21 protein-coding genes and 1 tRNA gene are annotated in these 20,830 nt (G+C 60.4%); 6 read left to right on the top strand and 16 right to left on the bottom strand.

The features are described 5' to 3' along the window. Positions 1 to 49 precede the first annotated feature (49 nt). From gcvH to CQ041_RS18565, 6 genes are all read left to right on the top strand, one after another. The gene (gene gcvH / locus CQ041_RS18590; RefSeq protein ID WP_105524006.1) at positions 50 to 433 is read left to right on the top strand and encodes a glycine cleavage system protein GcvH; all 384 of its coding nucleotides are present in this window, start codon (positions 50 to 52) and stop codon (positions 431 to 433) included. Positions 434 to 443: 10 nt separating this feature from the next. Next, positions 444 to 3,284 carry an aminomethyl-transferring glycine dehydrogenase gene (gene gcvP / locus CQ041_RS18585; protein WP_105524007.1) on the top strand — a complete coding sequence of 947 codons (2,841 nt, stop codon included), beginning with the start codon at positions 444 to 446 and terminating at the stop codon, positions 3,282 to 3,284. 86 nt (positions 3,285 to 3,370) lie between these two features. Beyond that, on the top strand, positions 3,371 to 4,747 hold the full coding sequence (locus CQ041_RS18580) for an L-serine ammonia-lyase (protein ID WP_105524008.1): 1,377 nt from the start codon (positions 3,371 to 3,373) through the stop codon (positions 4,745 to 4,747). Positions 4,748 to 4,785: 38 nt separating this feature from the next. Further along, positions 4,786 to 5,910: a glycine cleavage system aminomethyltransferase GcvT gene (gene gcvT / locus CQ041_RS18575; protein ID WP_105524009.1), complete on the top strand. Its 1,125-nt coding sequence runs from the start codon at positions 4,786 to 4,788 to the stop codon at positions 5,908 to 5,910. Between the two features lie 391 nt (positions 5,911 to 6,301). After that, positions 6,302 to 6,514, top strand: coding sequence for a cold-shock protein (locus tag CQ041_RS18570; RefSeq protein WP_014339904.1), 213 nt, complete (start codon positions 6,302 to 6,304; stop codon positions 6,512 to 6,514). A 93-nt stretch (positions 6,515 to 6,607) separates the two neighbouring features. Further along, positions 6,608 to 7,096, top strand: a complete 489-nt coding sequence (locus CQ041_RS18565; protein WP_105524010.1) for an RDD family protein — start codon at positions 6,608 to 6,610, stop codon at positions 7,094 to 7,096. A gap of 88 nt (positions 7,097 to 7,184) precedes the next feature. Here CQ041_RS18565 and nadA read toward each other — a convergent pair whose 3' ends face one another. The 16 genes from nadA to aspS form a co-directional block, all read right to left on the bottom strand. Next, the gene (gene nadA / locus CQ041_RS18560) at positions 7,185 to 8,243 is read right to left on the bottom strand and encodes a quinolinate synthase NadA (RefSeq protein WP_105524011.1); all 1,059 of its coding nucleotides are present in this window, start codon (positions 8,241 to 8,243) and stop codon (positions 7,185 to 7,187) included. 318 nt (positions 8,244 to 8,561) lie between these two features. Further along, positions 8,562 to 8,637, bottom strand: a tRNA-Lys gene (locus tag CQ041_RS18555). A 63-nt stretch (positions 8,638 to 8,700) separates the two neighbouring features. Further along, entirely contained in the window at positions 8,701 to 9,390 is a 690-nt protein-coding gene (queC, locus tag CQ041_RS18550) for a 7-cyano-7-deazaguanine synthase QueC (RefSeq protein WP_105524012.1), read from the bottom strand. Between the two features lies 1 nt (position 9,391). Further along, positions 9,392 to 10,039 (bottom strand): 7-carboxy-7-deazaguanine synthase QueE, encoded by a 648-nt coding sequence (queE, locus tag CQ041_RS18545; RefSeq protein ID WP_105524013.1) that lies wholly within the window; start codon positions 10,037 to 10,039, stop codon positions 9,392 to 9,394. A gap of 164 nt (positions 10,040 to 10,203) precedes the next feature. Beyond that, positions 10,204 to 11,037 (bottom strand): tol-pal system protein YbgF, encoded by an 834-nt coding sequence (gene ybgF / locus CQ041_RS18540; protein WP_105524014.1) that lies wholly within the window; start codon positions 11,035 to 11,037, stop codon positions 10,204 to 10,206. 6 nt (positions 11,038 to 11,043) lie between these two features. Then, on the bottom strand, positions 11,044 to 11,544 hold the full coding sequence (gene pal / locus CQ041_RS18535) for a peptidoglycan-associated lipoprotein Pal (protein WP_029300299.1): 501 nt from the start codon (positions 11,542 to 11,544) through the stop codon (positions 11,044 to 11,046). Positions 11,545 to 11,599: 55 nt separating this feature from the next. Further along, positions 11,600 to 12,880, bottom strand: a complete 1,281-nt coding sequence (tolB, locus tag CQ041_RS18530; protein ID WP_177429401.1) for a Tol-Pal system beta propeller repeat protein TolB — start codon at positions 12,878 to 12,880, stop codon at positions 11,600 to 11,602. A 17-nt stretch (positions 12,881 to 12,897) separates the two neighbouring features. Beyond that, positions 12,898 to 13,971, bottom strand: a complete 1,074-nt coding sequence (tolA, locus tag CQ041_RS18525) for a cell envelope integrity protein TolA (protein WP_105524016.1) — start codon at positions 13,969 to 13,971, stop codon at positions 12,898 to 12,900. Continuing rightward, positions 13,971 to 14,423: a protein TolR gene (gene tolR, locus CQ041_RS18520; protein ID WP_161979898.1), complete on the bottom strand. Its 453-nt coding sequence runs from the start codon at positions 14,421 to 14,423 to the stop codon at positions 13,971 to 13,973. Before tolR ends, tolA begins: the two co-directional genes overlap by 1 nt. 23 nt (positions 14,424 to 14,446) lie before the next feature. Next, positions 14,447 to 15,142 (bottom strand): protein TolQ, encoded by a 696-nt coding sequence (gene tolQ, locus CQ041_RS18515; RefSeq protein WP_010208111.1) that lies wholly within the window; start codon positions 15,140 to 15,142, stop codon positions 14,447 to 14,449. Between the two features lies 1 nt (position 15,143). Next, positions 15,144 to 15,599, bottom strand: coding sequence for a tol-pal system-associated acyl-CoA thioesterase (ybgC, locus tag CQ041_RS18510; protein ID WP_105524017.1), 456 nt, complete (start codon positions 15,597 to 15,599; stop codon positions 15,144 to 15,146). Positions 15,600 to 15,750: 151 nt separating this feature from the next. Further along, entirely contained in the window at positions 15,751 to 16,809 is a 1,059-nt protein-coding gene (ruvB, locus tag CQ041_RS18505; RefSeq protein WP_015885611.1) for a Holliday junction branch migration DNA helicase RuvB, read from the bottom strand. Continuing rightward, positions 16,810 to 17,421, bottom strand: a complete 612-nt coding sequence (gene ruvA / locus CQ041_RS18500; RefSeq protein WP_105524018.1) for a Holliday junction branch migration protein RuvA — start codon at positions 17,419 to 17,421, stop codon at positions 16,810 to 16,812. It lies immediately after the preceding gene. A 69-nt stretch (positions 17,422 to 17,490) separates the two neighbouring features. After that, entirely contained in the window at positions 17,491 to 18,015 is a 525-nt protein-coding gene (gene ruvC, locus CQ041_RS18495; protein WP_065908840.1) for a crossover junction endodeoxyribonuclease RuvC, read from the bottom strand. A 157-nt stretch (positions 18,016 to 18,172) separates the two neighbouring features. Next, positions 18,173 to 18,919 (bottom strand): YebC/PmpR family DNA-binding transcriptional regulator, encoded by a 747-nt coding sequence (locus tag CQ041_RS18490; protein ID WP_105524019.1) that lies wholly within the window; start codon positions 18,917 to 18,919, stop codon positions 18,173 to 18,175. A 135-nt stretch (positions 18,920 to 19,054) separates the two neighbouring features. Then, the gene (gene aspS, locus CQ041_RS18485; protein ID WP_105524020.1) at positions 19,055 to 20,830 is read right to left on the bottom strand and encodes an aspartate--tRNA ligase; all 1,776 of its coding nucleotides are present in this window, start codon (positions 20,828 to 20,830) and stop codon (positions 19,055 to 19,057) included.

The raw sequence follows: 20,830 nt of genomic DNA, 5'->3' as shown, positions 1-20,830 counted from the left end.
ATTATTCCAATCCCGTCCACCAGACGAATGCTGGCACCGAGGAGTTTCCATGAGCGAGTTGCGTTTCACTGAAGATCACGAATGGCTGCGCGCCGAAGCCGATGGCAGCGTCACCGTGGGTATCACCGCTTTCGCGCAGAACGCGTTGGGTGATGTGGTTTTCGTGCAACTGCCGGAGTTGCAGGCCTACGACAAGGGCGCTGAAGCGTCCACCGTGGAATCGGTCAAGGCTGCCAGCGGCGTGTACATGCCCCTGACGGGCGAAGTGCTGGAAGTGAACGACAAATTGAGCGACAGCCCCGAACTGGTCAACGAAGACCCTCTGGGCGAAGGCTGGTTCTTCCGCTTTAAACCGGCCGATGCCGGGGCGGTAGCTAAACTCTTGGATCAGGACGCGTACGACCGCCTGATCAAAGCCAACGCCGAAGCCTGAGGAGCGCGCCATGACTGTTAATCTCACGACCGCCAACGAATTCATCGCCCGCCACATCGGCCCACGCGCGGACGACGAGCAGCACATGCTCGCCAGCCTTGGCTTTGACTCCCTGGAAGCCCTGAGCGCCAGCGTCATCCCGGAAAGCATCAAGGGTACCAGCGTGCTCGGCCTGGAAGACGGCCTGAGCGAAGCGCAGGCCCTGGCCAAGATCAAGGCCATCGCTGGCAAGAACCAACTGTTCAAGACCTACATCGGCCAGGGCTACTACAACTGCCACACGCCGTCGCCGATCCTGCGCAATCTGCTGGAAAACCCGGCCTGGTACACCGCCTACACCCCGTATCAACCCGAGATTTCCCAAGGCCGCCTGGAAGCGCTGCTGAACTTCCAGACCCTGATCAGCGACCTCACCGGCCTGCCGATCGCCAACGCCTCGCTGCTCGACGAAGCCACCGCCGCCGCCGAAGCCATGACCTTCTGCAAGCGCCTGAGCAAGAACAAGGGCAGCAACGCCTTCTTCGCCTCGATCCACAGCCACCCGCAAACCCTCGACGTGCTGCGCACCCGTGCCGAGCCACTGGGCATCGACGTGGTGGTGGGCGATGAACGCGAACTGACCGACGTCAGTGCGTTCTTCGGCGCCCTGCTGCAATACCCGGCCAGCAACGGTGACGTATTCGACTACCGCGCACTGACCGAGCGCTTCCACGCCGCCAACGCGTTGGTCGCCGTGGCCGCCGACTTGCTGGCCCTGACCCTGCTGACCCCACCGGGTGAATTCGGCGCCGACGTGGCCATCGGCAGCGCGCAACGCTTCGGCGTGCCGCTGGGCTTTGGTGGCCCGCACGCGGCGTACTTCTCGACCAAGGATGCGTTCAAGCGCGACATGCCGGGCCGCCTGGTGGGTGTGTCGGTCGACCGTTTCGGCAAGCCGGCCCTGCGCCTGGCTATGCAGACACGCGAGCAACATATCCGCCGCGAGAAAGCCACGTCGAACATCTGCACCGCCCAGGTGTTGTTGGCCAACATCGCCAGCATGTATGCCGTGTACCACGGCCCCAAAGGCCTGACCCAGATCGCCCAGCGTGTGCATCAGCTCACCGCGATCCTGGCGACCGGCCTCAGCAGCCTGGGCCTGAAAGTCGAACAGGAAAACTTCTTCGACACCATCACCCTCAACACCGGCGCCAACACCGCCGCCCTGCACGACAAGGCCCGGGCCGAGCGCATCAACCTGCGTGTGGTCGACGGTGAGCGTCTTGGTGTATCGGTGGACGAAACCACGACCCAGGCCGATATCGAAACCCTGTGGGCGATCTTCGCTGAGGGCAAAGCCCTGCCGGATTTCAATGCCAAGGTCGACGCCACACTGCCCGCCGCGCTGCTGCGCCAGTCGCCCGTCCTGAGCCACCCGGTGTTCAACCGCTATCACTCTGAAACCGAGCTGATGCGCTACCTGCGCAAGCTGGCCGACAAGGACCTGGCGCTGGACCGCACCATGATTCCGCTGGGTTCGTGCACCATGAAACTCAACGCCGCCAGCGAAATGATCCCGGTGACCTGGGCCGAGTTCGGTGCCCTGCACCCGTTCGCCCCGGCAGAGCAAAGCGCCGGCTACCTGGAACTGACCTCCGACCTCGAGGCCATGCTCTGCGCGGCCACCGGCTACGACGCGATCTCCCTGCAACCGAACGCCGGCTCCCAGGGTGAATACGCAGGCCTGCTGGCCATCCGTGCCTATCACCAGAGCCGTGGCGATGAGCGCCGCGACATCTGCCTGATCCCGTCGTCGGCCCACGGCACCAACCCCGCCACTGCCAACATGGCCGGCATGCGCGTGGTGGTCACCGCCTGTGATGCACGTGGCAACGTGGATATCGAAGACCTGCGCGCCAAGGCCGTCGAGCACCGCGATCACCTCGCGGCATTGATGATCACCTACCCGTCCACCCACGGCGTGTTCGAAGAAGGTATCCGCGAAATCTGCGGGATCATCCACGACAACGGCGGCCAGGTGTACATCGACGGTGCCAACATGAACGCCATGGTTGGCCTGTGCGCACCGGGCAAGTTCGGCGGTGACGTGTCCCACCTGAACCTGCACAAGACTTTCTGCATTCCCCACGGCGGCGGCGGCCCGGGCGTTGGCCCGATTGGCGTCAAATCGCACCTGACGCCGTTCCTGCCCGGCCACGCGGCCATGGAGCGCAAGGAAGGCGCCGTGTGCGCGGCGCCGTTCGGCAGCGCCAGCATCCTGCCCATCACCTGGATGTACATCACCATGATGGGCGGCGCGGGCCTCAAGCGCGCTTCGCAGTTGGCGATCCTGAATGCCAACTACATTTCCCGTCGCCTCGAGGAGCACTACCCAGTGCTCTATACCGGCAGCAACGGCCTGGTGGCGCACGAATGCATCCTCGACCTGCGCCCACTCAAAGACAGCAGCGGCATCAGCGTTGATGACGTGGCCAAGCGCTTGATCGACTTCGGTTTCCATGCGCCGACCATGTCGTTCCCGGTGGCCGGCACCCTGATGATCGAACCGACCGAAAGCGAATCCAAGGAAGAACTGGACCGCTTCTGCAACGCCATGATCGCCATCCGCGAAGAAATCCGCGCGGTGGAAAACGGCACGCTGGACAAGGACGACAATCCATTGAAGAACGCGCCGCACACCGCTGCTGAACTGGTGAGTGAGTGGACCCATCCCTACACCCGCGAACAGGCGGTGTACCCGGTGCCGTCGTTGATCGAAGGCAAGTACTGGCCGCCGGTTGGGCGGGTGGACAACGTGTTTGGCGATCGCAACCTGGTGTGCGCCTGCCCGTCGATCGAGAGCTACGCCTAACCAAAGATCAACTCGGTCCCCTGTGGGAGGGGGCAAGCCCCCTCCCACACTGACCGAGTCCAATAATAAGAAACCGGAGAACAACCATGTCCCTGAGCGTGTTCGACCTGTTCAAGATTGGCATCGGCCCTTCCAGCTCCCACACCGTCGGCCCGATGCGCGCAGCAGCCCGATTCGTCGAAGGCCTCAAGCGTGACAACCTGTTGAGCGCCACCACCGGCATCAAGGTGGAACTCTATGGGTCACTGGGCGCCACCGGCAAAGGGCACGGCAGCGACAAGGCCGTATTGCTCGGCCTGGAAGGCGAACACCCGGACACCGTGAATACCGAAACCGTGGCAACCCGCCTGGCGCAAATGCGCAAGGACGGCCACCTGAATGTGCTCGGCGAACACCGCATTGCGTTCAACGAGAAAGAACACCTGGCGATGATTCGAAAACCCCTCGCCTACCATCCCAACGGCATGATTTTCCGTGCCTTCGACGCCGCCAACATCCAGATCCGCAGCCGCGAGTACTACTCGGTGGGCGGTGGGTTTGTGGTGGATGAAGACGCCGCGGGCGCCGACCGCATCGTCGAAGACGCCACGCCGCTGACGTTTCCCTTCAAGCACGCGAAGGACTTGCTCGGCCACTGCACCACTTACGGGCTGTCCATCAGCCAGGTGATGCTGACCAACGAAAGTGCCTGGCGCCCGGAGGCGGAAACCCGCGCCGGGTTGCTGAAAATCTGGCAAGTGATGCAGGACTGCGTAGATGCGGGCTGTCGCAACGAAGGCATTCTGCCCGGCGGCTTGAAGGTCAAGCGTCGCGCCGCGGCCCTGCATCGCCAACTGTGCAAGCACCCGGAATCGGCGCTGCGCGATCCGCTGTCGGTGCTGGACTGGGTCAACCTGTACGCGCTGGCGGTCAACGAAGAAAACGCCAACGGCGGCCGCGTGGTCACCGCGCCAACCAACGGTGCGGCCGGGATCGTGCCGGCGGTGCTGCATTACTACATGCGCTTCATCCCGGGCGCGAACGAGGACGGCGTGGTGCGCTTCCTGCTCACCGCGGCCGCCATCGGCATTCTGTACAAGGAAAACGCTTCGATCTCCGGTGCCGAAGTGGGCTGCCAGGGTGAAGTCGGCGTGGCCTGCTCGATGGCCGCCGGCGCGTTGTGCGAAGTCTTGGGCGGCACGGTTTCCCAAGTGGAAAACGCCGCCGAGATCGGCATGGAACACAACCTCGGCCTCACCTGCGACCCGATTGGCGGGCTGGTGCAGGTGCCGTGCATCGAGCGCAACGCGATGGGTTCGGTGAAGGCGATCAACGCGGTGCGCATGGCCCTGCGCGGTGACGGGCAGCACTTTGTGTCCCTCGACAAGGTCATCCGCACCATGCGCCAGACCGGCGCCGACATGAAAAGCAAATACAAGGAAACCGCCCGTGGCGGTTTGGCGGTCAACATTATCGAGTGCTGACGCCCAAGGCGCGCCAGCACGTTTTTCAGGAGCTGAATATGTCCACCGAAACCCTGTTGAAAACCCCTCTGCACGCGCTGCACATCGAGCTCGGCGCGCGCATGGTGCCCTTCGCCGGCTACGACATGCCGGTGCAATACCCGCTGGGCGTGATGAAGGAACACCAACACACCCGTGATCAGGCCGGGTTGTTCGACGTGTCCCACATGGGCCAGATCCGCCTCACCGGCGCCAACGCCGCCAAGGCCCTGGAAACCCTGGTGCCGGTCGACATCATCGACCTGCCGGTAGGCATGCAGCGCTACGCAATGTTCACCAACGACCAAGGCGGCATCCTCGACGACCTGATGGTGGCCAACCTGGGCAACGACGAGCTGTTCCTGGTGGTCAACGCTGCCTGCAAGGACCAGGACCTGGCCCACCTGCGCCAGCACATCGGCGAGCAGTGCAGCATCGAGCCGCTGTTCGAGGAACGCGCCCTGCTGGCCTTGCAAGGCCCGGCAGCGGTAAAAGTGCTGGCGCGCCTTGCGCCGGAAGTCACCAAGATGACCTTCATGCAGTTCGCGACCCTGCGCCTGCTGGGCGTGGACTGCTATGTCAGCCGTTCGGGCTATACCGGCGAGGATGGCTTCGAAATTTCCGTGCCCGCTGCCAACGCCGAAAGCCTGGCCCGCAGCCTGCTGGCCGAAACCGAAGTACAACCCATCGGCCTGGGCGCCCGCGACTCCCTGCGCCTGGAAGCCGGCCTGTGCTTGTATGGCCACGACATGAACACCCAGACCACGCCTATCGAAGCGAGCCTGCTGTGGGCAATCTCCAAGACGCGACGTGCCGACGGCGCGCGAGCGGGCGGGTTCCCGGGTGCCGATCGTATCTTCACCCAACAACAGACCGGTGTGAGCCGCAAGCGCGTCGGCCTGCTGCCGCAAGAGCGTACACCGGTACGTGAAGGCGCAGAGATCGTTGACGAACACGGCACCGTCATCGGCAGCGTGTGCAGCGGCGGTTTCGGTCCAACCCTGGGTGGCCCGTTGGCGATGGGTTATCTGGACAGTGCATTCACCGCACTGGATACCGAAGTCTCGGCATTAGTACGTGGGAAAAAGGTACCACTGCGTGTAAGTAAAATGCCATTCGTACCGCAGCGTTACTTCCGCGGCTGATTCACTGTTTCTATAAGTAACGCAGTTGCCTTGCGTGCACTAATCTGTAACGTAACCGCCATAAAACAGTGCACTGACGATAGTCTTTTTTATAGGAGCCCACCTATAACAAGTGACCGAGTCTATCGAATAAGTGGGATTTAATTTTACCCTCAACCGGCCGCAAGCCCAGCAAACGCTGGGCTTGCGGCAGGGCTTGTTTTTTCTGTATTAGTTGGCGTAGAGTTTGCCCACTGTGTTTGCATGGGTCGCTTTGAACATGGACCTGGGCAGTAGCTGAAGTAGTTGTGCTACAACCCGTTCGACGTCTCTTACTTTCCTGCATTCCAGCCCAGTACTCTTTCGTGTGAAAGGGGCTGTCATTAATTTATAGCGTCAAGGAAATAAGAAAATGGCTGATCGTCAGAGCGGTACCGTCAAGTGGTTCAACGACGAGAAAGGGTTTGGTTTTATCACTCCAGAAAGCGGTCCGGATCTGTTCGTGCATTTCCGCGCGATTCAGGGCAACGGCTTCAAGAGCCTGAAAGAAGGCCAGAAAGTGACCTTCGTTGCCGTGCAAGGCCAGAAAGGCATGCAGGCTGACGAGGTACAAGCAGAAGGCTGATCCTTTTTGCGACAAAAAGCCCCTGACATGACATCAGGGGCTTTTTTTTGGGCGTTATTTCGTACTATGGGTTTTTTCCGCCGAGAACCAGCCATGTCCAACCGCTTGCTGAGCCCCCAAGGCGACTTTCCCGCCGTTGGCCTGGGTCGTCGTCTGGCAGCGATGTTCTACGATTTCCTGCTGTGCACCGCCCTGCTGATCGTCACGGCGTTCCTCTACAAACTCATCTGGATTGCCTTCATCGGTGAGGCCAGGATGCGCACCCTCACCGAATCCGGCGCACTCGACGCAGACCCATTGCTGTCGACGATTCTGCTGTTTGTGCTGTTTGGCTTCTTCGCCAAGTTCTGGACCCATTCTGGGCAGACCCTGGGCATGCAGGTGTGGGGCGTACGCGTGCAAAACGCCGACGGTTCACGCATCAGCCTGTGGCAGGCGTTGCTGCGCTTCGTGGTGTCGATTGCGTCGTGGTTGTGCGTGGGGTTGGGGTTTATCTGGTCGCTGTTCGATAAGCGCAAACGCACCTGGCATGACATCTATTCAGATACGCAACTGGTGCGGATTCCCAAGCAGAAGAAGTGATCCCAAGAACACTGGAGATTCAAATGTGGGAGGGGCAAGTCGAATCGTCGCACCGCCCCTCCCACCTTTTGAGCTGACCAGCCCTGGGTCAGGCATTACCAGCGAGCTTCAGGCGTGCCGCCTGGGTAAAGTCCAGCATGCGTTTGAGCGGCCGCACGGCATGTGGGATCAGCGACGGCTCGACGAAGATCTCGTTGCTACCCTCACGCAGGCACTGCAACGTGCGCTCCAGCGTGTTCATCGCCATCCATGGGCAGTGCGCGCAACTGCGGCACGCCGCGCCATTGCCGGCAGTTGGCGCCTCGATGAAGACCTTGTCCGGGCACAGCTGCTGCATCTTGTAGAAAATGCCGCGGTCGGTGGCCACGATGAACGTCTTGTTCGGCAGGCGCTGCGCCGCCGCGATCAGTTGGCTGGTGGAACCCACGGCGTCCGCCAGTTCGATCACCGAAGTCGGGGACTCCGGGTGCACCAGGATTGCCGCATCCGGGTACAGCGCCTTCATGTCTTCAAGCTGCTTGGACTTGAACTCCTCGTGGACGATGCACGCACCGTCCCACAACAGCATGTCGGCACCGGTCTGGCGCTGGATGTAGGTACCCAGGTGCTTGTCCGGGCCCCAGATGATGGTCTCGCCGTTGTCCATCAGGGTTTCGACGATTTCCAGTGCGCAGCTCGACGTCACCACCCAATCAGCGCGAGCCTTCACCGCTGCCGACGTGTTGGCATACACCACCACCGTGCGCTCGGGATGCTGGTCGCAGAACGCCGAGAACTCTTCCACCGGGCAGCCCAGGTCCAGGGAGCACGTGGCTTCGAGGGTGGGCATGAGAATGCGTTTATCCGGGGTGAGGATCTTGGCGGTTTCACCCATGAAGCGCACGCCGGCGACCAGCACGGTCTTGGCCGGGTGAGCAGCGCCGAAGCGGGCCATCTCCAGGGAGTCGGAGACACAGCCGCCGGTTTCTTCGGCCAGGGCCTGGATAACCGGGTCGCAATAGAAGTGGGCAACCAGCACCGCATCCTGGGCTTTGAGCTCGTCGGCGATGGCGGCGCGCAAGCTCGCCTCTTCGTCGGCGCTCAGGGCCTTGGGGTGCTTGGCGTCGAGGTGGGCTTGTACCAGAAGGCGTTCAGAGATTTGCGTCATGTTCGCAAGACCTGCAGGCGCAGTAGCGCGAAAGTCGAGTGTACCACCGGCTCTGGAGCCCTTCGGGCGCCGCCGGACGAAGTGTTTTTGTTCATCAAGCACGGGAATAAACTGAAGCTGCGCAAGGCTACAGAATATCGAATGGATTCAAAAGCCTAATCTGAGTTTCAGAGCGGCGCCCGGCAGGTGCATTCAGTCCACGCAAAAAAGCCACAGGCTTTGCATCTGCCTTGGCTTCTCAGGTTTTCAAACAGGCAAAAAAAAAACCCGGAAATCCTCACTTGCGTGGGCCTTCCGGATTTTCTAAACCGCCAAAAATGGTGGGTCGTGTGGGATTCGAACCTACGACCAATTGGTTAAAAGCCAACTGCTCTACCAACTGAGCTAACGACCCGCTGTGTGGTGGCGCGTATAATACTGATTTCTAAGGATTATTCAACACCTTATTTTAAATAAATCAAAAATAACGCGTTGGGTCCTTAATTCCGGCCGCCTGGAAGCCTTCTGCACGCAGTCGGCAGCTGTCGCATTTCCCACACGCACGGCCGTCATCGTCTGCTTGGTAGCAGGAAACAGTCAGCGAATAGTCGACGCCAAGTCCTACGCCAGCCTTCACGATATCGGCCTTGCTGAGGTTTTGCAGCGGCGCCAGGATGCGGAAGCCCTGCCCTTCCACGCCCGCTTTTGTCGCCAGGTTGGCCATGCGCTCGAATGATTCGACGAACTCCGGACGGCAGTCCGGGTAGCCGGAATAATCCACGGCATTGACACCGATGAAGATGTCGCGAGCGTTGAGCACTTCAGCCCAGCCGAGGGCCAGGGACAGGAATACGGTGTTACGTGCCGGCACGTAGGTAACAGGAATGCCTTCACCTGGGGTTTCCGGCACATCAATGCTGCTGTCGGTCAGCGCGGATCCGCCAATACCGTTGAGGTTCAGGCCAATCACTTTGTGCTCGGCCACACCCATGTCGCGGGCGACTCGGGCAGCGGCATTCAGTTCGGCGCGGTGACGCTGGCCGTAATCGAAACTCATGGTGTAGCAGCTGTAACCTTCGGCCTGGGCCATGGCCACCACGGTGGCGGAGTCAAGGCCACCGGACAGCAGGATCACGGCGCGTTTTTGATCAGTGGTTTGGTCAGTCATATCAGCGTCCCGGCTCGTCGTTCCAAAGGTATTTATGCAACTGCAATTGCAGGCGCACCGGCAAATTGTCCGCGACCACCCAATCGGCGAGGTCGCGTGCATTCAGGTCGTGGTGGCTTGGGGAGAACAATACTTCGCCAGCGCGACGGTCAAGGCCATATTGGATCAGCTTGGAATTGGCCCAGTCGTAATCGTTACGTGAACAGATAACGAACTTGACCTGATCGTTGGCCGTCAGCAAGTCCATGTTCTCGTAGCGATTGCGATGCGACTCTTTAGAGTCTGGGGTCTTGAGATCCACCACGCGGCTTACACGCGGGTCTACCGCAGAGATATCCAGGGCACCGCTGGTTTCGAGGGATACCTCGTAGCCGGCGTCACACAGCTGCTTGAGCAAAGGAATGGCATTGGGCTGCGCCAGGGGCTCACCGCCCGTCACGCAGACGTAGCGCGGCCGATAACCGGCAACCTGCTCCAGGATGTCATCGAGGGTGCGCACCGTGCCGCCACTGAAGGCGTAGGCGCTGTCGCAGTATTGGCAACGCAACGGGCAGCCGGTCAGGCGCACAAAGACTGTGGGCAGGCCAGCGGTGCGCGTTTCACCCTGCAACGAGTAAAAAACTTCGGTAATACGTAATGTGTCTTGCATAGTCGCCACGGGCGTAACAGCTAAACAGGCTGTCCGCCTCCGTCAGGCACTTCAAGGAACCCCGCCAACGCGCAGGCTCCAAGGAGCGTGTTTCATAAAAGGGCGTGGATTCTAACGAAAAAACCCGCGCCAGGCGCGGGTTTCTTCCAAACGGGTTGCAATGCTTACAAGCGCTGCAGGTCCCGTTGGGCCAACTGGGCAGCGGAAGTCCCCGGATACTGGGCGACTACCTGCTGCAGAATGCCTTTGACCTTGTCCGCGTGACCCAGGCGGCGCTCTACGTCGGCGAGTTTGTACAGCGAGTCAGGCACCTTGGCGTGCTTGGGGTACAGCTGGCTGACCTTGGCAAATGCCTGGCCCGCTCCCTGCAAATCACCCTTTGCCAGGTTTACCTCACCCAACCAATACTGGGCGTTGCCCGCGTACTGGCTATTGGGGTAGCGGCCGAGAAATGCGGTAAAGGCCTTGCTGGCCTTGTCGAAATCCTTGGCCTTGATCAGGTCGAAAGCTGCATCGTAATACAGCTTTTCTTTAGCCGGATCACCCGGTTCGCTGCTCGCGGCAGGGGCTTGGCTGGAGGCCGCGCCCGCTGCTGCACCACCGGCGGCCGCACTTGGCGCACCACCGGCAGAAGAATTATCAGGAGTTGCGGCAGGTTGAACACCGGCTCCAATACGTCGATCAAGATCCTGGTAACGCTCCAGGCCTTCTTGCTTCAGCTGGCGCACTTCATTCTGCAGAACTTCAATGGTGCCTTGTTGCTGCGCCAATTGATCCTGCATGCGTTGCAGCTGGTTGAACAGTTCGCCCTGTGCCGAAGGAGCGGCCGTAGCCGCCCCCCCAGCATAGGCGCCGTTCGTGCCATAACCTGCTGGCGGATAGCTGCTCCCGCTATTGTTATAGCCAGAATTGCTATCTTCCACAGGAACCGCAGCCCACACCGAAAGCGGTGCCAGGCTGAGAGCCAATACAGTTAGAGCACGACGGCACGTTCGCATGACGAATTACTTACGCAGTTCGACGCGACGGTTTTGAGCCCAGGATTGCTCGTCGTTGCCGGTAGCAACTGGACGCTCTTCACCGTAGGAAACCAGTTCCAGCTGAGCTGGGGAAACACCTTGCAGTACCAGGTAGCGCTGAACGGCTTTCGCACGACGCTCGCCCAGTGCCATGTTGTACTCACGGGTACCACGTTCGTCGGTGTTGCCTTCCAGAACAACGCGAGCGCCGTTACCTTTCAGGTCTTTCGCGTGAACGTCCAGAGCGCGCATGGCTTCTGGTTTCAGGTCCGAACTGTCGTATTCGAAGTAGAAAGTGGTGATCGCGCGCAGAGCAGCTTCTTCGCTCAGGGAGCCGTCAACTGCACCAGTGTTAGCGCCGTAACCAGCGTTTGGATCAACAGCTGCGCCTTCACCGGCATTGTCGCCGCCTTTAGACGAGCAACCAACGGCTACGGACAGAGCCAGAGCCAGAGCAGCAAACTTACCAAACTTCAGCATTTCCATCGTGAAACTCCTAATGAACCCCAGTGTGTTAAGTACTTCTTTTTGTAGCGCCGCGTCAGTTCAGGTAAGGGGACCAGGACGGTTCTCTGACTTCGCCTTGTGCGGTAGGAAGCGGGAGCCTTACGCGTCCATTAATGGACACGAGCATCAAGACTCCCCGGCCCTGCTGGCGGGTGGCGTAGATTACCATGGTGCCGTTGGGCGCAACAGTAGGCGACTCATCAAGAGTGCTGTCTGTCAGTATTTTTACGCTTCCGCGCTGCAAATCCTGGGCCGCGACCTTGAAATTAGTGAAGCCTTCCTGGCGATGGATCATCACCAGGGTCTTTTCATCAGCCGAAAGCTTGGGATTTGCGTTGTAGTTGCCGACAAAGGTCACGCGCTCTGCACCGCCGCCGCCGACGCTGGTCTTGTAGACCTGTGGCTTGCCACCGCGGTCGGAGGTGAAGTAGATGGTCGAACCATCCTTACCCCAGAACGGCTCGGTGTTGATACCTGGGCCGCTGGTCACACGGCTGATCGCACGCGAACCCATGTTCATCACGTAGATGTCCGGGTTGCCGTCCTTGGACAGCACGAACGCCAGGCGTGAACCATCCGGAGACCAGGCTGGCGCACCGTTCAGGCCTTCGAAGTTGGTGATTTGCTCACGACGGCCCGTATCGATGTGCTGGACAAAAATGCGCGGACGCTTCTGCTCGAACGACACATAGGCAATGCGCTTGCCGTCTGGTGCAAAGCGTGGCGACAGGATCGGCTCACGGGATTGCAGCAGCGTCACAGCCCGCGCACCGTCGTAGTCCGAACGCTGCAAGGTGTAACGGGTGTTGTTGGCGGAGAAACGTTCGGCCGTCACATACAGCAGACGCGTCGAGAAAGCACCCTTGATACCGGTGAGCTTTTCAAACGACTGGTCCGAAATGTAGTGAGCCATGTCACGCAGTTGCTCGGCAGTTCCCGAAACGCTGCCGGTCAGCACTTGCTGCTCGGTCGCGACGTTGAACAGGGTGTACTGGATCTGCAGGCGACCGCCGGCCGGTACGATGTTACCGACCATCAGGTATTGCGCGCCCACCGCTTTCCAGTCACGGAACACGACTTCACTCGCCTGGTTCGGCTGGCTGATCATGTTGCCCTTCGGAATCGGCGCGTAGTAACCGGAGTTGCGCAGGTCGTCGCTGACGATCTGGGCCATGTCGTCCGGCAGCACGGAGCCGCCCTGCCAGCCGAACGGTACTACAGCGATCGGGGTGGCCCGATCGCTACCGCTGGTGACCAGGATGTTCTTTTCATCCGCCGCCGCTATCCCTGCCATACAGCAAATAACGACAAGCATTCCTCGAAGAAGGTTTCTCACAAGGCTAGATCCTCAGGTGTGAATGTCATCTTGAATGAACGATAGGGAGCGAAGTCGCTTGGTTTCATTCCCTGCATCTCGGTCAAACGACCAATGTTCTTGACCGCTGCAACCGCTGAACTGTCAAACGATGGATCGCCACTGCCCTTGGCCACGCTGACCGACGTCACCGTACCGTCCGGCAACATGCCGATCTGCAGCACGACTGTCATGCCTTTGCGTGCCGAAGGTGGACGTGTCCAGCCTTCTGCTGCCCGTGCCCGAATCAGGTCGTCGAAACTGCCCGCGACTTCGTCACCCCGTTCATCGGCCAAGGCCTGCTGACGCTGAGGCGTGTCGGAAAGCAAATCTGCCAAGGCCTGAGCCTTTTTGTCTTCTGCGGATTTGCGCGCTGCTTCCTGAGCCTTTTTCTTGCTGGCATCGGCGGCAGCTTTCTTCTTCGCGTCATCGGCGACTTTCTTCTTCGCCTCGTCTGCTTCAGCTTTTTTCTTGGCGTCTTCGGCGGCTTTCTTCTTCGCGTCTTCGACTATTTTCTTCTTGGCCTCTTCAGCGGCCTTTTTCTTGGCCTCTTCTTCGGCAGCTTTCTTGGCTTCTTCTTCAGTTTTCTTCTTGGCTATATCAGCCAATTGTTTCTCTTCGGCTTTTTTGGCTTCGGCAGCTTTCTCGGCTTTCTTGGCTTCATCAGCCTTTTTCGCCTCGTCGGCCTTCTTCGCTTCGTCAGCCTTTTTCGATTCCTCGGCCTTTTGAGCCGCCTCTTCTTTCTTTTGTTCCGCAGCAGCCTTCACCGCTTCCTGCTCGACCTTCTTCTGTTCCATCTGTTCGACTTCAGTCTGGCGCGCAGCCGACTTCTGGGCCTCACCCGCAATCTTCTGATTGGTCTGGGTGGTGGCCTGACTTTTCGATTTCAGCTGATACAGGGTCGCCTGCACGATCGGCTTGGCTGGCGGCAGGTCCGGGGTCATGGCAAAGCTGACGAACAGCATGCCAAACACCAGGACGTGCAGGGCAATTGCCCAGACGCTAGGCCAGAAGTAGCTTTCCGAGGCGGACGGCTCTCGCTGTTGCTGCATCAGGGCGCCTCGGTAATCAAGCCAACGTTACCGACGCCGGCCTTCTGCAGCCCGCCCATGGCACCCATGACGGAGCCGTAGTCGACCGACTTGTCACCGCGGATGAAGACCTGGGTGTGCTTGCCGCCTTCGTTGCCCGAACGGATGATCTTGGTCACCGCATCCGTCATCGCTGGCAGCGTCAGGGCTTTGTCCTGCTGCTTCTGGGTGTCGACTTCGCTGCCAAGGTTCCAGTAGTAGGTCTTGTCGGACTTGATCGAAATGGTCAGCACCTGGGTGTTGTTGTCCTGCGGCAAGGCTTCGCTGGAAACCTTGGGCAGATCAACCTTCACACCCTGGTTGAGCATCGGCGCGGTCACCATGAAGATCACCAGCAGCACCAGCATCACGTCGATGTAAGGCACTACGTTCATCTCGGCGACCGGCTTGCGCTTGGTTCGAGCTCGAGTGATTAAAGCCATCGGGGAGTACCTGCTTATTCTTCGCTGGTGTGCACTTTACGGTGCAGGATCGCCTGGAATTCATCGGCGAAGGTGTAGTAACGGCCAATCAGGTTTTCGCCGCGCGCAGCAAAGCGGTTGTAGGCGATAACGGCCGGGATGGCGGCGAACAGGCCGATCGCGGTGGCAATCAGGGCTTCGGCGATACCCGGGGCCACAGTGGCCAGGGTCGCTTGTTGTGCCTGGGCCAGGCCACGGAAGGAGTTCATGATGCCCCACACCGTACCGAACAGACCGATGTACGGGCTCACGGAACCTACGGTGGCAAGGAAGGGCAAGCTTTGCTCAAGCTTCTCTTCTTCGCGGGAGATGGCAACGCGCATGGCACGGGCCACGCCTTCCATCACCGCTTCCGGGTCAACACCAGGCTGCTGGCGCAGACGGGAGAATTCCTTGAAACCGGCACGGAAGATCTGCTCGACGCCCGAATCCGGGTCCGGGTTGCTGCCAGCCTGGCGATACAGCTTTGACAGGTCGATACCCGACCAGAAGCGCTCTTCGAAGCTCTCCAGGGCACGTCGACCGGCGCGCAGCAGGTTGCTGCGCTGAAAAATCATGACCCAGGAAGTAACCGATGCGGCTACCAGGGTCAGCATGACCAGTTGAACCACGACACTGGCATTGCTGACCAGGCTCCACATGGAGGAATGGTCGACGACGGTAGGTTCCACGCTAAATCTCCTGCTTTGATTGTTTACCCGCGCCGCTTACGCCGGCAAAGGCCGCACGTAAAGCTTCGGGAATGGCCCGGGGTTTCAAACTATTGGTGCGCACACAGGCCACCAGGAACTGCCCCTCACAGAGCAGCGTTGCATCCGTAGCCCGCCTGACCTGCTGTTTGAAGCGCAGGCTGACACGGTTCAATTCGATGACTTCAGCGCTTACCAGCAATTCGTCGTCAAGCCGCGCCGGCGCGTGATACCGCGCCTCGCTGGAATGCACGACGAACAACAGATCCTCCCCTGCCAACTCGGACTGGGCAAAGCCCAGCGCCCGCAGCCGTTCGGTTCGAGCCCGCTCCATGAACTTGAGGTAGTTGACGTAATACACGATGCCGCCAGCATCGGTGTCCTCGTAATAAACGCGACAGCGATGTGCGAACGACTGATCCCCGTTTTGCGCGCGCATACTCTAGTGCTTACTCCTCAGGTTGCCAATCGGGCCCACAACTGTTTTTTCATTCTCGCGCTGCATTCTGCAGAATATTTCCAACGACTGAATGACGACACCAGCCACTAGGACAGCACAAACCTCGGATAAATCGTCTGGCGTTAAGCTTTTAATCGTCCACTGCATCGAGGAATTCGTCTACTACAGGCATCTCGCCCAATCGTGACGGAATGTTTAACCCAAAGTGCAGGTAAGCATGGCGCGTCACTACCCGGCCCCGCGGCGTCCGCATGATGTAGCCCTGCTGGATCAGGTACGGTTCCAGCACGTCCTCGATGGTATGCCGCTCCTCGCTGATGGCCGCCGCCAGGCTGTCGACGCCGACCGGGCCACCGTCGAACTTCTCGATCATGGTCAAGAGTAGACGCCGGTCCTGGTGATCGAAGCCATGTTCGTCCACGTCCAAAAGGTTGAGCGCCAGATCGGCCACGGCCTTGGTGATATGCCCCTTGGCCCGCACTTCGGCAAAATCGCGCACCCGGCGCAGCAATCGGTTGGCGATCCGCGGCGTGCCACGGGCCCGGCGCGCGATCTCGAACGCGCCTTCGGGATCCAGGGGCAAGCCCAGAATGCCCGCCGAACGACTGACGATGGTCGCCAGGTCCGCCGTGCTATAGAACTCTAGACGTTGAACAATGCCGAAACGGTCTCGGAGCGGGTTGGTCAACATGCCTGCGCGCGTGGTGGCACCCACCAGGGTGAACGGCGGCAGGTCGAGCTTGATCGAGCGGGCCGCCGGGCCTTCGCCGATCATGATGTCGAGCTGGAAGTCCTCCATGGCCGGGTACAACACTTCTTCGACGATGGGCGAAAGCCGGTGGATCTCGTCGATGAACAGCACGTCGTGGGGCTCGAGATTGGTCAACAGGGCCGCCAGGTCGCCGGGCCGCTCCAGCACCGGACCGGAGGTGGACTTGATCGACACGCCCATTTCCTGGGCGATGATATTGGCCAGCGTGGTCTTGCCCAGCCCCGGCGGGCCGAAGATCAGCGTGTGGTCGAGGGACTCACTGCGCCCGCGCGCGGCCTGGATGAACAACTCCATCTGCTCGCGCACGGTGGGCTGGCCGATGTAGTCGGCCAGACTCAGGGGCCGGATGGCGCGGTCCTGGACTTCTTCACGGTCGCGCGGGCCGGTGGCCGCGATCAGACGATCAGCTTCAATCACTTAAATCATTCCCTTCAGGGCGCGGCGAATCATGTCTTCGGCACTCAGGTTCTTGTCCTTGATGGCCGACACCGCCTTGCTGGCTTCCTGAGGTTTGTAGCCCAGTGAAATCAGTGCATTGACGGCATCGCTCTCGGCGCTGGCAACCTGGGCTGCCGGCATGTCCGGCTGGTTCGGCACCAGGGCAAACATGCTCGGCACCACTTCCCAGGCCTTGAAACGGTCCTTGAGTTCCACCAGCAGGCGCTCGGCGGTCTTCTTGCCCACACCCGGCACCTTGGTCAGTGCGGAGGTATCCTGCGCTGAAACGGCACGTACCAGCTCATCCACTTCAAGACTCGACATCAGGGCCAGGGCCAGTTTGGGCCCTACGCCATTGAGGCGAATCAATTCGCGGAAAAAATCACGGTCGCGCTTGCCAATGAAACCATAGAGCAATTGCGCATCTTCGCGCACCACCAAGTGAGTGTGCAGGGTAATCGGCTCGCCGACCGGCGGCAGGCGATAAAGCGTGGTCATGGGCACTTCGAGCTCATACCCCAACCCGTTTACATCCAGAATCAGGTGCGGCGGCTGTTTTTCAGCCAGGGTGCCGCGCAAGCGTCCAATCACGGTTCAAATCCTTAAAGCTTGAGGGTCAGTTGAAAGGCCTGACCGGGAAAAACGATTGCGCTGATGCTATCAGAGACGCAGCCGCCCGCCACGACTGCGTGCGGTTCCCAACCCATGAGGCAGCAGGCTGGAACGGGTGTGCGCGTGGCAAATGGCAATGGCCAGGGCGTCAGAGGCGTCGATTTGCGGTTTTGCGGTAAGTTTGAGCATGTGCATGACCATCATCTGCACCTGCTCCTTATTGGCCGCACCCGTGCCGACCACGGCCTGCTTGACCTGGGTCGCAGTGTACTCGGCGATCTCCATGCCCTCTTCGGCGCCAGCGACGATGGCAGCGCCCCGGGCCTGACCGAGCTTCAATGCCGAGTCGGCGTTTTTCGCCATGAACACTTTTTCGATGCCCATGGTCACCGGCCCGTAGGTCTGGATCACTTCACGCACACCACGATAGACAATCTGCAGACGCTCGGCCAGCTCGCCCGCGCCGGTGCGAATGCAGCCCGAGGCGACGTAGATGCAGCCGCGCGGGGTTTGCTGCACCACGCCAAAACCGGTGATGCGCGAACCGGGGTCGATACCTAGGATTAAAGTCATAACGCCTGCGGGTTGGGTAAACACAATTTTTGATACTGCGAAGATCCAATGTGGGAGGGGGCTTGCACCCGATAGCAGTGGTTCAGCCAACTGATCCATGACTGACACACCGCCATCGGGGGCAAGCCCCCTCCCACATTTGGAGCCCTGTCACCCTTCAGCCTAGCTGTTCGGCAACGGACTCTGGGATGTCGGCATTGGAATACACGTTCTGCACATCATCCAGGTCTTCGAGCATATCCAGCAGCTTCAGCACCTTCTGCGCGCCCTCCAGGTCCAGCTCGGCGCTGGTGGTCGGCAGCATCACGATTTCAGCGTCAGTGCCTTTGAAGCCGGCGGCTTCCAGTGCATTACGCACGGCATAGAAGCTGGCAAACGAGGTAAACACGTCGATGGAACCGTCTTCGTGGGTGACTACGTCGTCGGCGTCCGCCTCCATCGCCGCTTCCATCAGTGCGTCTTCGTCCGTGCCCGGCGCGAAGGAAATCTGCCCCTTGCGCTCAAACAGGTAAGCCACCGAACCGTCGGTACCGAGGTTGCCGCCGCACTTGCTGAACGCGTGGCGCACCGCAGCTGCAGTACGGTTGCGGTTGTCGGTCATGCACTCGACCATCACCGCCACGCCGCCCGGGCCGTAGCCTTCGTAGGTCAGCTCGACCATGTCGTCGGTATCGGCCGCACCGGCACCGCGGGCAACGGCCCGGTCGATGATGTCGCGGCTCATGTTGGCGCCAAGCGCCTTGTCCAGCGCCAGCCGCAGGCGCGGGTTGGAACCCGGGTCACCACCGCCCTGACGGGCAGCGACGGTCAGTTCGCGGATCCACTTGGTGAAGATCTTGCCTTTCTTGGCATCCTGACGCTCTTTGCGGTGCTTGATGTTCGCCCACTTGGAATGGCCAGCCATAACACAACTCCGAAATTCTGTAGAAACCTTGTCAACCCTGCCCCAGGCAGGATGCAACCCTTGTAACGCAAAGGCGCATCCGAAGATGCGCCTTTTTAGACTGCGTATAACTCAATGCGCTTTCACGCAGCAGCCTTACTCAGCCTTCGGCGTCTCGCGCAGGCGGATGTGCAGCTCGCGCAGTGCCTTGGCATCCACGACACCCGGAGCCTGGGTCATGACGTCCGCAGCACTCTGGGTTTTCGGGAAGGCGATCACTTCACGGATCGACTGGGCGCCGGTCATCAGCATCACCAGACGGTCCAGGCCGAACGCCAGGCCACCGTGCGGCGGTGCGCCGTACTTCAGGGCGTCGAGCAGGAAGCCGAACTTCTCTTCCTGTTCCGCTTCGTTGATGCCCAACAGGCGGAACACCGCTTGCTGCATCTCCTTGCGGTGGATACGGATCGAACCGCCACCCAGCTCAGTGCCGTTGAGCACCATGTCGTAGGCACGCGACAGTGCGCCCGCCGGGTTGGCTTCGAGCTCGGCCGGCGAGCACTTCGGCGCGGTGAACGGGTGGTGCAAGGCGCTGAAGCTGCCGTCGTCGTTCTCTTCGAACATCGGGAAGTCAACGACCCACATCGGGGCCCATTCGCAGGTCAGCAGGTTCAGGTCGTGACCCAGCTTGATCCGCAGCGCGCCCAGGGCCTCGCTGACGATCTTGGCCTTGTCGGCACCGAAGAACACGATGTCGCCGTCAACCGCGCCAACGCGGTCGAGGATCGCGTTGAGGTTGTCCAGCGGAATGTTTTTCACGATCGGCGATTGCAGGCCGTCAACACCGTTGGCGCGCTCGTTGACCTTGATGTACGCCAGGCCCTTGGCACCGTAGATGCCGACGAACTTGGTGTAGTCGTCGATCTGCTTGCGCGGCATGCTCGCGCCGCCAGGTACGCGCAGGGCGGCAATGCGGCATTTAGGGTCGTTGGCCGGGCCGCTGAACACCTTGAAGTCGACTTCCTTGAGCTGGTCGGCCACGTCCACCAGTTCCAGCGGGTTGCGCAGGTCTGGCTTGTCGGAACCGTAGCGGCGCATGGCCTCTTCGAAGGTCATGTGCGGGAAATCGCCGAATTCCAGGTCCAGCACTTCCTTGAACAGGTTGCGGATCATCTGCTCGGTCAGGCCCATGATCTCTTTTTCATCGAGGAAGCTGGTCTCGATGTCGATCTGGGTGAATTCCGGCTGACGGTCGGCGCGCAGGTCTTCGTCACGGAAGCACTTGGCGATCTGGTAGTAACGGTCGAAGCCGGCGACCATCAGCAGTTGCTTGAACAGCTGCGGCGATTGCGGCAAGGCGAAGAACGAACCCGCGTGGGTGCGGCTCGGCACCAGGTAGTCACGTGCACCTTCCGGGGTGGCCCGGGTCAGGATCGGGGTTTCTACGTCGAGGAAGCCGTTTTCGTCGAGGAAGCGGCGGATGCTGGTGGTCATGCGCGAACGCAGGCGCAGCTTCTCGGCCATTTCCGGACGACGCAGGTCCAGGAAGCGGTAGCGCAGGCGGGTCTCTTCGCCCACGTCGGAGAACTCGTTGAGCGGGAACGGCGGGGTTTCCGACTCGTTCAGCACTTCCAGCTCGTAGCCCAGCACTTCAATGCCGCCGGACGCCATGTTCTTGTTCACGGCACCGGCCGGACGCAGGCGAACCTTGCCGGTGATCTTCACGACGTATTCGCTGCGCACGCGGTCGGCGGCAGCGAAGCTTTCAGCGCGGTCCGGGTCGAACACCACCTGGGCCAGACCATCACGATCACGGATATCGAGGAAGATCACCCCGCCGTGGTCGCGGCGACGGTGAACCCATCCGCAAAGGGTGATTTCCTGACCTTCCAGGGTCTCGTTCAGTTGGCCGCAATAGTGGCTGCGCATCAT

It is taken from the genome of Pseudomonas sp. MYb60 (assembly GCF_002979555.1).
In the GTDB taxonomy this organism is placed as follows: Bacteria; Pseudomonadota; Gammaproteobacteria; order Pseudomonadales; family Pseudomonadaceae; genus Aquipseudomonas.
This window is presented reverse-complemented; position numbering and strand designations above follow the sequence as displayed.